This is a genomic window from Haladaptatus rarus, assembly GCF_054177585.1.
The window spans coordinates 17,214-32,083 of the sequence record NZ_JBPEHG010000026.1 but is presented as its reverse complement, the minus strand read 5'-3'; the positions used below and the strand labels follow the sequence as shown (position 1 = coordinate 32,083).

Genomic DNA, 14,870 nt, shown 5'->3' with positions numbered 1-14,870 from the left:
AAGTTGACAGCAGAATCAAACTTCATGTTTTAATATGCGTTACGTGGTAGACAAACCATCCATGATCGAACGAGTTGAAACGCTCGACTACGAGCGTTTCGATATCAGCCCTGAGCACGGTTTCATCCCCTCTGTCGAGCCGCTTACGACGTTCGGGCCGGATACCCATCCACATCTCGCGGCGCTCGACGAACTGGGTCACGACCTTCCGGGTCTGCTGGAACGAGATCAGTTGCGACCCGAGGTACGCACGCTCGATTCACCACCGACGGATATTTTCGACGACCTGACAGACCGTGAACTTGTACGCGTCTACAGTGTCAGTGGGTTTCTTGCGAATGCGTACGTCAACAAAGCAGACGCGCCCGTCGCCGATACTATCCCGGCTGGCGTGGCCGTTCCACTCTACGAATCGACTAAACGGCTCGGTCGTACCCCCGTGCTCTCCTACGACGGTTACATCCTGCACAATTGGGTTCGCGACGACCCCGACCGTGGCTTACAGCCACACAACATCCGCACTGTCACGAACTTCTTCGAGCCTGAGGACGAACAGTGGTTCGTCGCCATCCACATCGCGATCGAGAGCGCGGCTGGCCCGGCGATAGCCGCCATCGGTGATGCACAACAAGGAATCCGTGACGACGACTCGAGTCGAGTTCTGCGTGCGCTTCGGACGATGGAAGATTCGCTTCATGACATCACCTGCGTTCTCGATAGGATGCCCGAACACAACGATCCAGAACGGTACGGTCGGGGATTCCGACCGTATCTGCGGTCGCTGTCGAGCGTCGAGTACGAGGGTGTCGAGGAACTCACCGGGCCACAATCCTATCGCGGTGCTTCGGGTGCACAGTCCAGCCTCTTCCAGACGCTCGATTCCGCGTTGGGTATCGACCACGGCGACAACCCGCTCGTCAACCACCTCCACGTGCTGCGTGGGGACATGCCACCCGAACATCGAGCGTTCATCGAAGCTGTCGAGGGCGGCCCAGATATTCGGGACTACGCCGAGAATGCCGACGATACCGTCCGTAAGGCGTACAACGAGTGTATCGACCGGCTGGTCACCTTCCGTGACCACCACATCGATGTCGTCGAGCAGTACCTGACGAAACCCCTCGACGAAACGACCGGGACTGGGGGGACGCCGTACGGTCGATACCTCGGGACGTTCACCGACGACACGCGAGAGAGTAGAATCTAACCTCGCCTCGGCAACTTACGACCCCGCGACGAGAAGCGATAAGACGATCTCAGCATTACTGAGGGCTGTTAGATGACCTCACTCGGTTTCGACGATATCCGCCTTCGGAACGTTGTTCTTCACGCTCTCGATTCCGCGTTTGGCTCCTTGCTTCGACGAGTAGCCCTCACCGCTATCGGCGATGATGTTACCATTCGGGACGACGAGTCGCCAGCGCCACTCACCGGCCTTGTCCTGATAGACTTCGAACGTCGGAGTATTTGTCATACTCCACTGTGATAGCGGACGATAAATACGTATTCCGGTGCTGTATATGGATTCTAATCGTTTGCAAGAGGTCGACGTACGGGATTTCGTCAGCAATTTTCGACTTTCGCTGGACGTGGTCGGGTTAGTCGGAAAACGACCCGTATCAGGATCGAAAATAATACTGCCCAGTATTACTAATCATACTGTTTTATATTACTGACTGATGTTACTTCACGGCAACATTGTTAGGCGTCTCCGAACGGAATCTCCATCGAGTACCGCCATCCCGCTGGATCGAATTTTGGTAAATTTATCCGCCCAACACTCCCCGGAACTGTTTACTGAACTTCTACGTAGCCGGCCGCCGTCTACCAAGTCGGGGGGAGTAGTATGACAGCGTCAACACGAACGACCAATCTCGAAGTCGTACAGAGGTGGTACGAAGACCTCGCACGGGGGGATATCGAAGGAGTTCTGGCCGCGTTCGACGACGACATCGAATTCATCGAAGCCGAGGGAAGTCCCTATGGAGGGACATATCACGGCCCCGACGAGGTGTTCGACAACGTGCTCGGCCCCATTAGCGAGGAGTGGGACGAGTTCGTCGTCGAACCGGAACGATTCGTCGATGGGGAGGACACCATCGTGGCATTCGTGACCTACCGGGGCACCTACGGCGAGACCGGCAGAGAGTTCGAGTCGCCCGTCGTTCACGCATTCGACTTCGAAGACGGGGAGATAGCGCGATTCCAACAGTACGTCGATACCGTTCGATTCAACGAACCACTCGAAGACTGACGAGACGACCAGCGGAGACGACCCCGCAAATATATTAGTAAAAATAATAGACTTTCTAGGGTATGGGCTTCGCGTCCCGGTCTCCCACAGCGCGAACGACCAGTCGTCTGCTAAGCGCGCTTGCCCTCTTCTCCACCAGCGTGGCCGCGGTCTTTCTACTGTTCCCGGAGCCACTCGCTGATGCGTTCTTCGCCGGGTGGGTGCTGTTCAGCGTCGTTCTCTCCCTCGTCGGTGGGATTGGTGCGTGGACGAACCGGACATCCCTCGTCTGGGTGACTGCGCTCCTGATGACGGGGCTTTCGATTCTGGGAATGTGGTCGATCGGACTCTTCATCGCACATGCCGCGCTCTTCTTGCTCGGTTCCGCCTTCCTCTCACAGTGGGCCGGCCCGCGCGAGGGCGTCCAAGAAGCGATTATCGCAAACCCGCCGACTGTCCGGGAATCACTGTCGAAGGCACTGGCTGGGATCAGTTCCGTGGGCCTCGGCGGATGGCTCGTGTACAGGGGTGCCTTCACTAGAGAACTGTTTCAGGCGTGCGCGAGTGAGACCGTGAACTGTGTCATCGACAATACGCACTGGGATGCAGTCGGAGTAACGGTCCTCGGACTACTCGCCGTCGCTTTCGGCAGCTGGCTGGTCTGGAAGCAGCTCTACATCGCTCGTGTTCTTGGCTTGAAACAGGTCGGTTAATCGCCAATACGCTGTCGGTTACGAATGAATTACAGCCACCGTGTAAATATCAAAAATTCTACTAAGGTATTTCAGGAACAATAACTGTCGCACTCTACGATACTTCGACCGATGTCGGAATCTCGAAGTGTGATCTGGCGCTACTGCGCGTACAAGATCTCGAATTCGTACGGTTTCTATCTCCCTGTCGGAATCCTCTATCTCACCGAGGTTCGGGGTTACGGTCTGGGCGTGATCGGCCTCACGCAAGCGGCCTTTCTGCTCGCATTGATGGCCGCCGAGATCCCGACCGGCTACATCGGCGACCGGATCGGGCGACGAGCGAGTCTCGCCCTCGGCAACAGTCTCGCCGCGCTCTCGCTGGGAACTTACGTCTTCCTCGATTCGCCACTCGTGTACGTCCTCGTGAACGTCGTCTGGGCCATCGGCTGGGGCTTTCAATCGGGAACCGGCGAAGCCTGGCTGTACGAACTGCTCGATTCCCGGTTCGACGCATCCGAGTACACGCGGATCAGCGGTCGAGCGAGTACGGTCTTGCTCGTCACCTCAGCCGTGACTGCTGCCGCGGCTGGCGTTCTCGTCAGTGTCGACTGGTCGATCCCCTTCCTCGCCAATGCTGCGCTGGCTGCACTCGGCATCCCCATCTTGTTCACGTTGCCAGCGGTCGAAAGCGAGATCGACTACGCCGACACGTTCACGGTTCGTGAAGCGACTCACACCCTTCGGCTGCAGGTTGGCCGCCCCGAGGTTCGGTGCCTCGTCGCCTACACCGCGCTATTCTACAGATGGAGTAGGCCGAGTGCCTCGGGGCTTGACCCCGATGGTGAAGGCCGTAAGCCCGATTAGACGTGTTCCGTTCGCTCGATATACTGCTCAATCGTGTCGGTCGAAACATCGCCCGCCGTTCCGACGTGTCAGACGTGCGACCGTGCTTTCGGGTGCGTCGATGGCCCTGTCGTTGGTCGCAGGTGGCGCGAACCTCGTTGGAGGTTGATTGGCGGCAGATACCGGCGTCGTCCCGTTTCTTGCGGCTGCGGGCGTGATCGTCGCTGGTGTCGCAGGCGTCTTCTGGGTGCTCGCATTACCGGTTCGAGCCAGGGAGGAGACGGGAGCCGTGGACGCAGAACAACCGGTCGCGCCGGAGTGAAACTCTTTCGAACGCTCTCACAGTTCCAGAATCACTTTACCCGCAGGGATGGAGGTTGGTATCGTATGACATCACCTCCGTTCGATTTCGGCAGTTTCGACGAGGGACGGGGCATGAACTACTGGCGTTTCGATCCGGCGCTGCAGGCGGAGGCGCGACGGGTGTATCCCGACGACGAGTTCGAGTGGGCCGAATCACGGCTCGACGAGTTCGGTGCCATCGTCGGTTCCGCAATCGCAGACAATTCGGATGTCGTCGACGACCACGGCCCGGAACTCGAACCGTACGACAAGCACGGGAACGTCCGGAACCACGTTCGATACCATCCGGCTCACCTCGAAAACGAGCGACTCACCTACGAACGCGGAATCGTCGCAGACGCGTTCCGCGCACCGCCGGAGCGATACGAACCGGTCGGTCTCATCCACACGCTCACGATGCAGTTGTTACTCTCCTACGTGGACGCGGGATTCGTTTGCCCGGTCTCGATGACGGCAGGTGCTGCACTCGTCCTCCGAAACCACGACGAGGACGGCTCTCTCGACGAGTATTTCGAGGGGCTGACCAGCCGGAATCACGACGACCTCATCGAAGGTGCGATGTTCCTCACCGAAGAGCAGGGTGGCAGTGACGTCGGAGCGACCGAGACCGTCGCTACTCCCGTGAAATCGACCGAAGACGGCCATCGAGTAGACGACGACCGAGCAGACGGCCAGACCGAACCGCGAGTCTACGAACTCACCGGCGAGAAATGGTTCTGTAGCAACATCGACGCACAGGGAACCCTCGCACTCGCCCGACGCGCCGACGCGCCGGACGGGACGAAGGGCCTCTCGCTGTTTCTCGTCCCGCACGAGACGCCGGAGGGCGAGTTGAACGACCAACTGTACCGACGTCTCAAAGACAAACTCGGCACCATCAGCGTCCCCACGGGAGAGGTCGAGTTCCAGGGTGCGAGAGGGTATCTCGTCGGCGAACCCGAGCGAGGATTCAAATACATGACGACGATGTTGAACTGGGAGCGCATCACGAACGCCGTTGGTGCAGTCGGCATCATGGGTCGCGCACTCGTCGACAGCAAGGTCAAAGCCGCGAATCGAGAGGCGTTCGGCAACCCCATCCAGGAGTATCCGCTGATGCAACGCGACCTCGTGAACATGGCGGTCGATTACGAAGCCGCACTGGCGTTCGCTATGGAAGCCGGGCGCTGGCTCGACCGCTACGAGCGCGACCACGACGACCGCGAGGCGTTCCGCCTGATGCGTGCGCTCACGCCGGTTGCCAAGCATCGCACTGCTCGGATGTCAGTCGATACGGCTTCCTACGCGATGGAGATTCAGGGTGGCAACGGCTACGTGAACGACTTCGTCACCAACCGCCTCTACCGCGACGCACAGGTGCTTCCCATCTGGGAGGGAACGTCGAACATCCTCTCGCTCGATTTCCTGCGAACGCTCGAAAAGGAGGCGACTCACGAGGCGCTCATCCCACTCATCGACGACAATCTCGACGCGGTCGAGCACCCGTATCTCGAACCACTCGCCGAAACCGTCACCGAGGAGTTCGAGGCGCTTCAGGAGGCCATGCTGACGCTGGCGACCGAAGACGACGAGTACGCACAGCACGAAGCCAAACAGCTCGTCGATTACGTCTTCGACGTCGTAACCGCCAGTCTCCTGCTCTCGAACGCCCAACACGCGATCGATTCCGACGGCGATGGCCGTAAAGCTATCGTCGCCGAGTGGTTCGTCCGCCACACGCTCGAAACCCCACGCGCACGGGGAATCGCGGATGGTGACGCCTTGCCGATGGAATATTTCGACAGCGTCGTTCGCTACGCACCGCTCGACCCAGCGGAACTCGAAGCGACTTCGTCTGCTGTTCGTGAAAATTAGGTTGGAGGCTTGTCGGTGGAAGAACCGAGAGTACCGGGACTTATGCGAGGAAGTCGGATTCGCCGCGCTTTTGCTCGTACTCCTCGCTGATGTGGTCGCGGAACTCGGCGAGCGCGACGCCCTTCTGTTCGCGTTCCTGGCGGTCACGAACCGAGATGGTGTTCGCCGCTTCTTCGTTGTCACCGACGATTATCATGTAAGGGACGTTGTCGTCGTGAGCCTGCTGGATCTTCCGCCCGACCGTCCACGAACGGTCTTCGACTTCGACGCGGAAGTCGCCGAGCTCGTCGGCGATCTCCCGTGCGTAGTCGAGGTTGTCGTCGCTGACGGGGAGGATACGCACCTGTTCGGGTGCGAGCCAGAACGGGAACTTCCCGTTGAAGTGCTCGATGATGACACCCATGAATCGCTCGAAGGTGCCGAGTAGAGCGCGGTGGATCATCACCGGGCGGTGTTCTTCGTTGTCCTCGCCCGTGTACGTCAGGCCGAGGCGCTCGGGGATGTTGAAGTCGACCTGTACCGTCCCGATGGTCCACTCGCGTCCGATGGCGTCTACGGCGTTGATGCCGATCTTCGGGCCGTAGAAGGCTGCCTCGCCCTCTTCGATGTCGTACTCCAACCCTTCGGATTCGAGCGCGTCGGTCAGCGCGTTCGTTGCGTTCTCCCAGATATCGTCGCTGCCGACGGCGTTGTCACCTTTCGTCTCCAGTTTGTACTGCACGTCGAGGTCGACGTTGGCGTAGATGTCGTTGATGACCCGGAGGGCGTTGACGATCTCGCCCTGGATCTGGTCGGGGCGAACGAACGCGTGGCCGTCGTCCTGGGTCATCCCGCGCACTCGCAGGAGCCCGGAGAGTTCGCCCGATTGCTCGTTCCGGTAGACCGTGCCGAACTCGGAGAACCGGATCGGCAGGTCGCGGTAGGAATGTTGTTCGTTGGCGTAGATGGACGCGTGGTTGGCACAGTTCATCGGCTTCAGGCCGTACTCCGTGTCGTCCTGCTCCCAGTTGAACATCTCCCCCGAGGCGGTGAAGTTGTCGTAGTGGCCCGTCGGCTTCCACAGGTCGGCCTTGTTCAGCTCGGGCGTCCAGACCTCGTCGTAACCGAGTTCGTCGTTCTTCGTCCGGATGTAGTCTTCCAGTTCCCGGCGAATCTTCATCCCGTTCGGGTGGTAGTGCGGACAGCCCGGCGAGTGTTCCGGAATCGAGAACAGATCCATCTCGCGCCCGATCTTCCGGTGGTCGCGCTCTTTGGCCTCCTCGCGGCGCTCCAGATACTCCTCCAGTTCGGATTCGGACGGAAATGCCGTTCCGTAGACGCGGGTGAGCGACTCGTTCTCTTCGTCGCCACGCCAGTAGGCAGCCGACGTTTCGAGGAGTTTGAAGCCCCCGATCTCGCCCGTCGAATCGACGTGCGGGCCGCGACAAAGATCCTTGAACTCGCCTTGTTCGTAGAAGGAGACTCCCCCATCGCCTGCCGCTTCCGTTTCGAGGATGTCCTGTTTGAAGGGGTTGTCCTCGTAGATATCGAACGCTTCCTGTCGGTCGTACTCTGCACGTTCGATATCGAGGTCTTCTTCGATGATCCGGTGTGCCTCTTCTTCGATCGCCTCTAAGTCGTCGCTGTCGAGTTCGACGCCGTAGATGTCGTAATAGAACCGGTCGTCGGTCCAGGGGCCGATGGTCAGCTTCGCCTCGGGGTACAGTCGGAGCAGTGCCTGGGCGAATACGTGTGCCGCAGAGTGTCGCAACACGTCCAGATACTCGTCGCTCTGGTCGGTGACGATGACGAGTTTGACGTCATCCGTGAGTGGTTTCTCCTTAGCGACGAGGTCACCATCCACCACGCCGGCGACGGTGTCACGCCCGAGTCCGGGGCCGATCTCGTAAGCGACGTCCTCAACCGTCGAGCCTTCGTCGACCGTCAACTTGGAGCCGTCTGGAAGCGTTACCACTATCTGTTTCTCATCGTTATTTGACATGAATGAATCACTTTTATCACTGCCGGGATTCGGACGACAGCAACGACGGTAGGGTTCTGATTATTCGTTCTCTGGGGAGCCTGTAAAGCGAACACCTACCGTCATATTCGTGTCTTTCTTTCGCCCCGAAGTATATAAATCCCCTCATTCGAAAATCGTGTGGTCGTTGCTCGTCTGCCGCTTGGTGAATCCTTTTCAGGCTGTTAGCCCTCTTTGTAATCGTCCATGACTGACCTAGAATCACTCGACCTCGATTTCGTCAAACTCGGCACCACTGGCTTACAGACGAGCGAACTGCAGTTCGGAACGTGGCGGTTCGGAAAGGAGACCGAAGAAGGGAACGTCGAGATCGGCGAGGAACGCGCCTACGAACTGCTCGACGCCTACGAAGCAGCGGGCGGGCGTTACATCGACACAGCCGACGTGTACGGTGGCGGCGATAGCGAACGATGGATCGGCAACTGGCTCGAAGACCGCGACCGAGAGCGGTACACCATCGCCTCGAAGATCTACTGGCAGATTCGAGAAGGTGACCCGAACAGCAGGGGAACCAACCGCAAGAACCTCCGCCACCGTACCGACGAGCTCCTCGACCGCCTCGACACCGACTACGTCGACGTGCTGTACATCCACCGCTGGGACGACCAGACCTCCGCACGCGAGATGATGAAGACGCTGAACTCCCTCGTCGAAGCGGGGAAGGTCAACTATCTCGGTGCCTCGACGATGCGTCCCAACGCCTGGAAAGTGGCGAAGGCGAACGAGATCGCTCGCAACGAGGGCTGGGAGCCGTTCACCGTCCTCCAGCCACGCTACAACCTCGTCGACCGGGAGATCGAAGGGGACTACCTGGAGATGAGTCGCCACTACGACCTCGCCGTCTGTCCGTGGAGTCCACTCGGGCAGGGGTTCCTGACCGGCAAGTACAGCCGCGAGGAAGGGTTGACCGGGGAGTCCCGCGCTGCGGAGTCCAGCCGCTTCGAGGATGCGTACCTCACCGAGGAGAACTTCGATGTCCACGCCGAACTCGAAGCAGTGGCGAACGAGGTCGAGGCGACGCCCGCCCAGACCGCTCTCGCGTGGCTCATGCACCGCGACGGCGTCACCGCGCCCATCGTCGGTGCCCGCACCGTCGACCAACTGACGGAGAACCTCGCCGCTGCCGAGATCGACCTCTCCGACGAACAGGTCGAACGACTCACCGAAGCGAAGGGCGGCCCCTACGCAGGGCTGTGAAGGTGACGGATTTCGACGCGATCTAAGACCAATCCCGGCTCTCTCGGACCGGATTGCGTTCTCGACCTACCTCGATCCGGTCCGGTTCGACAGGGACGACGGCGTGGCCGGTGCCATCCGTAACTTCCGATAGCACCGTCCCAGACGGATCGGCGACGAGACTTCGCCCCGCGTGATCGCGCCCGCGCTGGTCGCCAGCGTGATTCGACCCGACGACGTAGTACGGTCCATCGAGCGCCCGTGCTCGGAGCAGGAGTCGCCAGTCTGCGACGAAACTCGTCCGCCAGGCCGCCGACACCGCGAGCACGTCACAGCCCTCGCGGGCGTAGTCGAGTCCGACTTCTGGAAAGTTGAGGTCGTAACAGAGCGCGAAGCCGACGGTACCGACCGGCGTCTCGATCGTCGTCGGCCCGTCACCAGTTTCGAATACGTCTGCCTCGTCACCCCACGGGTACTGTTTCCGGTAGGTATCACGAACGCCGTCGCCGTCCACGATGACGAGGCTGTTGTACAGTTCCTCGCCGTCTCGTTCGGGAACACCAGCGACGACGGTCACGTCGTGTTCGGCGGCGATGGGGACGATTCGATCCGTCAGGTCGCCCGGAACCGTGGTCGCTCGTTCTCTGGCGACGTCGAGGTCGTACCCCGTCACGCAGAGTTCGGGAAGGACGGCGACGGTAACACTCGATGGAAGGCTCGCGAGCGTTCGCTCGATGGTTTCGAGGTTACCGGTCACGTCACCGATTGTCGGTTCGAACTGGCAAGCGGCGACGTGCTGGTTCTCGCTCATAGGTACCACGTCTCAGGCCAGCCACTTCAGGTTGTTCGAATACATGTCCGGCGCTTTTTGATGTCGCTTCCATAAACCCCCAGCCATGTTCGAGTGAAGGGTCATCCCCCTCGCGGGCACACGAACGACCATGAGCACAGACAGAGACGCGGGAAAGGGAGCGGTTCCGACCGATCTCCCGAGCCTCGACGGGGAGGCTGATTTCGGCGAGACGACCCGGACGCTGTACGCGACGGACGCGAGCATCTACCGGGTCGAACCCGCCGGAGTCGTCTGGCCAGGCTCCCTCGCCGACGTCCGGCGGACGCTCCGGTTCGCCAGTGATACCGAGACGAGCGTGGTCGCTCGGGGTGCCGGTTCGAGTCTCACCGGGAACGCGGTCGGTGAAGGAGTCGTTCTCGATTGCTCGCGCCACTTCGACGAGGTGGTGTCGGTCGACCCGGAGGCGAAGACCGTCACCGTCCAACCAGGCGTCGTCTTGGACGAATTGAACGACGAACTGGCCGAGCATGGCCTGTACTTCCCACCTGACCCGAGTACGTCGAGCACGTGTACCATCGGTGGTATGGTCGCCAACGACGCGGCTGGCCCCCACTCGGTTCGACACGGGACGACCCGAGACAACGTCAGCCGAGTCGAGTGTGTATTGCCGGACGGCACCACTGCGACGTTCGAACGACGAGATGGTGATCGACTCGACAGAGAACTCGCCCGCGACGACCGAGTCGGAGAACTCTACCGAACTGTCTTCGACCTCGCAGACGAACACGCCGACGAGATCGCCCGTCAGTATCCCGACGTCGACCGAAACTCCAGTGGCTACGATCTCGAATCGAGCGTCGCCAGCGATGGCTCGTGGGTCGATCTCTCGAACCTCATCGTCGGGAGTGAAGGCACTCTCGGTATCGTCACCGAAGTGACGCTCGAACTCACCGAGCGCCCGGAGACGCGAGCAGCCGCGCTGGTGTTCTACGACGATGTACGAAGCGCGGCAGACGCAGTAACCGAGGCACTGACTGCCGACCCGAGCGCAGTCGAACTCGTGGACGACGCGGTGTTAGGACACGCCCGCGAAGCGTGGGGAATCGACCTCGTCCCCGACGAGGCCGGAGCAGCGTTACTCGTCGAGGTCGAGTGCGACGCGAACGAGCAGGACCACCGCCTCGACGAGGTGGTCGCTGCTTCCCGAACCGTGAACACCGTCGCCGTCGAGCGTGCTGTCACGGACGAGAAACAGGAGCGACTCTGGCGGGTTCGCAAGGCGTCGAACCCGCTGCTCAACCGCCATCCTGGGGACGAGCAAGCCCCCTCGTTCGTCGAAGACGCGGCGATTCCGCCCAGCGAACTCCCTGCGTACCTCGACCGTGTTGCCGACATCCTCGCCGACCACGGACTCGACGCCAGCGTGTTCGGGCACGCCGGGCAGGGCGTGCTCCACATCAAACCGTTTCTGAACCTCAAGACCGAGACGGATCGAGAGCATCTTCGATCGGTCTCCGAAGAGGTGCACGACGTGGTGCTCGATGTCGGCGGTGCCGTCTCCGGCGAGCATGGTGACGGTCGCCTGCGATCCGAATACCTCCCCGAGATGTACGGCGAGACGTTGTACGAAGCGTTCGAGACGGTCAAGCGAACGGTCGACCCCGCCGATGTCTGCAACCCGACGAAGGTCGTCCCCGACTCCACAGGCGAACTCGCCCGTGTAGACGAGGCACTGCGGTACGACGGCTACGACCCTCGTGCGATCGAGACGGCACTCGACTTCGACGACGAACAGGGGTTCGGATCCCTCGTCGAACAGTGCAACGGCTGTTCGAAATGCCGGACGAAAGACGGCGGTGTGATGTGTCCATCGTATCGGGCGACCGGTGAGGAGGTCACGAGCACTCGGGGACGAGCCAACGCCCTCCGGGACGCGATCGACGGCGAACTCGGCGAGGATGCGCTGACGAGCGACTGGTTCCAGGAGGAGGTGCTCGACCTCTGTCTCTCCTGTAAGGCCTGCGAGACGGAGTGTCCGACCGGCGTCGACATGGCGAAGCTGAAGACGGAGGCTAAACACCAGAAGCACGAACGAGAGGGCACTCCTCTCCGTGCCCGTCTGTTCGGCAACGTTCGGACGTTGAACCGAGTCGGAAGCGCCCTCGCGCCGGTTGCGAACCGACTCGCCGAGTTCGAACCGGGTCGAATCGTCGCGGAGAAGATGTTCGGCATCGACCGGCGACGCGGCCTTCCCGAGTTCACCAACGAGTCATTGCTCGACTGGTTCGCCGCCCGCGACCCCGCGACGACGGCGGGCGACCGCGGTACCGTCGTCCTCTATCCCGACTGCTATACGACCTACAACCACCCGGCTGTCGGTAGGGCGACGATACGCGTCCTCGAAGGACTCGGCTACGCCGTCGAGATACCTGATGTGAACTGCTGTGGCCGCCCGGCGCTTTCGCAAGGGATGGTCGAGAAGGCCCGTGCTGACGCCGCCGAAAACGTCGAGACACTGCGGGACAGAGCAGAAGACGTGCCAGTGTTGAGCCTCGAACCTTCCTGTGCCAGCGCGCTGGAGGAGTACGACGACCTCGTGGCCGACCCCGGCCCGATTCCCACTGCTACCGACACCGTGGCCGGGTTCCTCTTCGACCAGGTCGTGACCGGTGACCTCACGATTCCCGAAGAAGCCGACGAGACGGTGGCGTACCACGGCCACTGTCACGCCACGGCCCGCGGGCGCGACCACGCGCCTGTCGGTCTGCTCAGACAGGCAGGTTACGACGTGACGCCGGTCGACGCGACCTGTTGTGGGATGGCGGGTGCATTCGGCTACGAGACAGACCATTACGAACTCTCGATGGAACTGGGAACCGACCTCGCGGAGCGACTCGACGCAGTCGACGCCGACCTCGTCGCTGCAGGAGGTGCTTCGTGTAGTCAGCAACTCGCAGACTGCGACGTGGAGACTCACCATCCCATGGAACTGCTATCGGAGGTGGTTCGGTGAGCGAGCACCGCGAGCGAACTGGCTCACGTTGGTGTCCTGCACCAGAGGTGGTCACATGACCGACAGCGATCTGCTCAGGGATGCCATCGACCTGCACGTCCACACTGCGCCCGACCTCGTCGATCGCTTCGAAAGCGACGTCGAATTGGCGCGTGACGCCCGCGAAGCCGGGATGCGCGGCGTCGTCATCAAGAGCCACGTCGTCCCGACGGCGGGCCGCGTCGATCTCGTGAACGAGGCGGTCGGTGACGAACTGCTCTATGGCGGCATCGCTTGCAACGGTACCGTCGGTGGACTGAACCGGGATGCCGTGGCGACCGCGCTCGAACTCGGTGCCAAGATCGTCTGGCTCCCCACGGCGTGGAGCGCGAACCACGCGTCGCAGGCACGAGAGGCGGGCGTCGAACGGTTCGTCGGCCAGCGTGTCCCCGATGCAGACGAAGAGATACCGGTCGCCGTGGATGGCGAGGTGACGCCTGCGACCCGAACCATCATCGACCTCGCCGGGGAGTACGATGCAGTGGTCGGAACCGGCCACGCCACTCCTGTCGAAGTGGAGACCGTCGCAGCGGCCTGCGACGACGCGGGTGTTGACTGCCTGGTCAACCACCCGTGTTTCCGAGTCGTGGACATCCCTCTCGACCAGCAGGAACGACTCGCGGAACTGGGTGCGGTCATGGAGTACTGCGCGTATTCGGTCCAGAGCACCGACGGCCACGGTATCGACCGCGTTGCGGAGGCAGTCGAGCGCGTCGGTCCCGAACACGCGGTACTCGCGACGGATTACGGTCAGGCTGAGAATCCACCCGTTCCGGGCTTGCGGGAGTTCGCTGCGCTCGTCATCGAAGCGGGTGTTCCGCGCGAGACGGTACGACGCTGTCTCACCCGGACGCCTGCTGACCTCCTCCGTCTCGACTGACGTCGATACCTCTGCCTCGATTCGATATTCCTGCCCCCATATCAATCGTTTACACGTTGTGGTCAACTCTCATGCATAGTATGCCAACAACAATCATTCGCTATGGCAGACTACCCCGTCGTCAACGGCCACCACCACCTTGGCAACGAGAACGCAGAGCAAGACCGCACGTTCGAGTGGTCCGAGAGCGTCGAACAGATCATCCACGCGATGGACGAGAACAAGGTCGATGCGACCATCCTCCAGCCACTCGGCGGTGAGACGGATAAATCCGTCTCGGAGGTTCACGATCAGATCTACGAGGCGAGCCAAGAGTACCCCGGACGCATCTTCGGAACCGCGGCGGTCAACCCGCACCTCGGCACCGACTTCGTCCACGAGGAGATCACCCGCTGCGTGCAGGAACTCGACTTCAAGTTCGTCAAACTCCACACGCTCGCGTGGGGTGTCGACCCAACCTCCGACATCGCCTACGACGTCTACGATGCCTGTGTCGAGAACGACGTTCCCGTGATGGTTCACACCGGCCCCCACGGGATGCCGTTCTCGGTTCCGGGCATGTACATGGACGTCGCGGACGACTATCCCGACCTGCCCATCATCTTCGCACACATGGGCGGTGCGTACACACTCACGCAGGAGGCCATCCAGATGGCCGACCGCTGGGACAACATCTACCTCGACACCACCCTCGCCATGAACATGTACATCCGTCGTGCGATGGAGCGGGTCGGTGCGGAGAAACTCATCATGGCTGCCGAACACTCCTCGAACATCCCGGTCGCGCTGGAGAAGATCAACTGCATCGGAGCCGACGAAGAGCAGAAGGCCAAGATACTCGGCCAGAACGCCATCGACCTCTACGACCTCGACGTGGCGAAACAAAACTGGGAGGAGGTCGAGGCCGCGCCCGCAGACGACTGAACACGACGACCACCCACGCTCGTCATCCACCCGTTCC

The 14,870-nt window shown here is 61.1% G+C and carries 13 protein-coding genes and 1 pseudogene; 10 read left to right on the top strand and 4 right to left on the bottom strand.

Annotated features, from left to right (window positions below; all coding sequences use genetic code 11):
• Positions 1–61: 61 nt before the first annotated feature.
• Positions 62–1,207, top strand: a complete 1,146-nt coding sequence (locus ACR3FE_RS26270; protein WP_458210809.1) for a PrnB family protein — start codon at positions 62–64, stop codon at positions 1,205–1,207.
• Between the two features lie 78 nt (positions 1,208–1,285).
• On the opposite strand, the gene ACR3FE_RS26265 is transcribed toward ACR3FE_RS26270, so the two are convergent.
• Positions 1,286–1,474: an HVO_2922 family protein gene (locus ACR3FE_RS26265; protein WP_458210808.1), complete on the bottom strand. Its 189-nt coding sequence runs from the start codon at positions 1,472–1,474 to the stop codon at positions 1,286–1,288.
• Between the two features lie 372 nt (positions 1,475–1,846).
• Here ACR3FE_RS26265 and ACR3FE_RS26260 point away from each other — a divergent pair, with 372 nt between their 5' ends.
• The 3 genes from ACR3FE_RS26260 (at position 1,847) to ACR3FE_RS26250 (ending at position 3,792) form a co-directional block, all read left to right on the top strand.
• The gene (locus ACR3FE_RS26260) at positions 1,847–2,254 is read left to right on the top strand and encodes a nuclear transport factor 2 family protein (protein WP_458210806.1); all 408 of its coding nucleotides are present in this window, start codon (positions 1,847–1,849) and stop codon (positions 2,252–2,254) included.
• Positions 2,255–2,316: 62 nt separating this feature from the next.
• A complete protein-coding gene (locus ACR3FE_RS26255) occupies positions 2,317–2,946 on the top strand; it encodes a hypothetical protein (protein WP_458210805.1) in 630 nt (209 codons plus the stop codon).
• Positions 2,947–3,057: 111 nt separating this feature from the next.
• Positions 3,058–3,792, top strand: a complete 735-nt coding sequence (locus ACR3FE_RS26250; RefSeq protein WP_458210804.1) for an MFS transporter — start codon at positions 3,058–3,060, stop codon at positions 3,790–3,792.
• On the opposite strand, the pseudogene ACR3FE_RS26245 reads toward ACR3FE_RS26250, so the two are convergent.
• A pseudogene (locus ACR3FE_RS26245) lies at positions 3,789–3,860 on the bottom strand (IS200/IS605 family transposase); the annotation flags it as partial. The gene ACR3FE_RS26250 and the pseudogene ACR3FE_RS26245 sit on opposite strands and share 4 nt — an antisense overlap.
• A gap of 80 nt (positions 3,861–3,940) precedes the next feature.
• Here ACR3FE_RS26245 and ACR3FE_RS26240 point away from each other — a divergent pair.
• Together ACR3FE_RS26240 and ACR3FE_RS26235 are read left to right on the top strand one after the other, a co-directional pair.
• Positions 3,941–4,093 carry a hypothetical protein gene (locus ACR3FE_RS26240; RefSeq protein WP_458210802.1) on the top strand — a complete coding sequence of 51 codons (153 nt, stop codon included), beginning with the start codon at positions 3,941–3,943 and terminating at the stop codon, positions 4,091–4,093.
• Between the two features lie 65 nt (positions 4,094–4,158).
• Positions 4,159–5,988 carry an acyl-CoA dehydrogenase family protein gene (locus ACR3FE_RS26235; RefSeq protein ID WP_458210801.1) on the top strand — a complete coding sequence of 610 codons (1,830 nt, stop codon included), beginning with the start codon at positions 4,159–4,161 and terminating at the stop codon, positions 5,986–5,988.
• Positions 5,989–6,028: 40 nt separating this feature from the next.
• Here the strand turns inward: ACR3FE_RS26235 and thrS are convergent, their stop codons facing one another.
• Positions 6,029–7,969 (bottom strand): threonine--tRNA ligase, encoded by a 1,941-nt coding sequence (thrS, locus tag ACR3FE_RS26230; RefSeq protein WP_458210800.1) that lies wholly within the window; start codon positions 7,967–7,969, stop codon positions 6,029–6,031.
• 225 nt (positions 7,970–8,194) lie between these two features.
• On the opposite strand from thrS, the gene ACR3FE_RS26225 reads away from it, so the two are divergent.
• On the top strand, positions 8,195–9,205 hold the full coding sequence (locus ACR3FE_RS26225) for an aldo/keto reductase (protein WP_458210799.1): 1,011 nt from the start codon (positions 8,195–8,197) through the stop codon (positions 9,203–9,205).
• Positions 9,206–9,227: 22 nt separating this feature from the next.
• Here ACR3FE_RS26225 and ACR3FE_RS26220 read toward each other — a convergent pair whose 3' ends face one another.
• Entirely contained in the window at positions 9,228–9,995 is a 768-nt protein-coding gene (locus ACR3FE_RS26220) for a carbon-nitrogen hydrolase family protein (protein WP_458210798.1), read from the bottom strand.
• 130 nt (positions 9,996–10,125) lie between these two features.
• Between ACR3FE_RS26220 and ACR3FE_RS26215 the strand changes: the two genes are divergently transcribed.
• The 3 genes from ACR3FE_RS26215 to ACR3FE_RS26205 all read left to right on the top strand — a co-directional run bounded on the left by ACR3FE_RS26215 (position 10,126) and on the right by ACR3FE_RS26205 (position 14,833).
• Positions 10,126–12,990 (top strand): FAD-binding and (Fe-S)-binding domain-containing protein, encoded by a 2,865-nt coding sequence (locus tag ACR3FE_RS26215; RefSeq protein WP_458210797.1) that lies wholly within the window; start codon positions 10,126–10,128, stop codon positions 12,988–12,990.
• 55 nt (positions 12,991–13,045) lie between these two features.
• The gene (locus ACR3FE_RS26210) at positions 13,046–13,909 is read left to right on the top strand and encodes a DUF6282 family protein (RefSeq protein WP_458210796.1); all 864 of its coding nucleotides are present in this window, start codon (positions 13,046–13,048) and stop codon (positions 13,907–13,909) included.
• A 102-nt stretch (positions 13,910–14,011) separates the two neighbouring features.
• Positions 14,012–14,833, top strand: a complete 822-nt coding sequence (locus tag ACR3FE_RS26205) for an amidohydrolase family protein (RefSeq protein ID WP_458210795.1) — start codon at positions 14,012–14,014, stop codon at positions 14,831–14,833.
• Positions 14,834–14,870: the final 37 nt, after the last annotated feature.

Coding starts and splice junctions, on each gene's coding strand:
- ACR3FE_RS26270 (WP_458210809.1), top strand. CDS start 62: ATGATCGAACGAGTTGAAACGCTCGACTACGAGCGTTTCGATATCAGC.
- ACR3FE_RS26265 (WP_458210808.1), bottom strand. CDS start 1,474: ATGACAAATACTCCGACGTTCGAAGTCTATCAGGACAAGGCCGGTGAG.
- ACR3FE_RS26260 (WP_458210806.1), top strand. CDS start 1,847: ATGACAGCGTCAACACGAACGACCAATCTCGAAGTCGTACAGAGGTGG.
- ACR3FE_RS26255 (WP_458210805.1), top strand. CDS start 2,317: ATGGGCTTCGCGTCCCGGTCTCCCACAGCGCGAACGACCAGTCGTCTG.
- ACR3FE_RS26250 (WP_458210804.1), top strand. CDS start 3,058: ATGTCGGAATCTCGAAGTGTGATCTGGCGCTACTGCGCGTACAAGATC.
- ACR3FE_RS26235 (WP_458210801.1), top strand. CDS start 4,159: ATGACATCACCTCCGTTCGATTTCGGCAGTTTCGACGAGGGACGGGGC.
- thrS (WP_458210800.1), bottom strand. CDS start 7,969: ATGTCAAATAACGATGAGAAACAGATAGTGGTAACGCTTCCAGACGGC.
- ACR3FE_RS26225 (WP_458210799.1), top strand. CDS start 8,195: ATGACTGACCTAGAATCACTCGACCTCGATTTCGTCAAACTCGGCACC.
- ACR3FE_RS26220 (WP_458210798.1), bottom strand. CDS start 9,995: ATGAGCGAGAACCAGCACGTCGCCGCTTGCCAGTTCGAACCGACAATC.
- ACR3FE_RS26215 (WP_458210797.1), top strand. CDS start 10,126: ATGAGCACAGACAGAGACGCGGGAAAGGGAGCGGTTCCGACCGATCTC.
- ACR3FE_RS26210 (WP_458210796.1), top strand. CDS start 13,046: ATGACCGACAGCGATCTGCTCAGGGATGCCATCGACCTGCACGTCCAC.
- ACR3FE_RS26205 (WP_458210795.1), top strand. CDS start 14,012: ATGGCAGACTACCCCGTCGTCAACGGCCACCACCACCTTGGCAACGAG.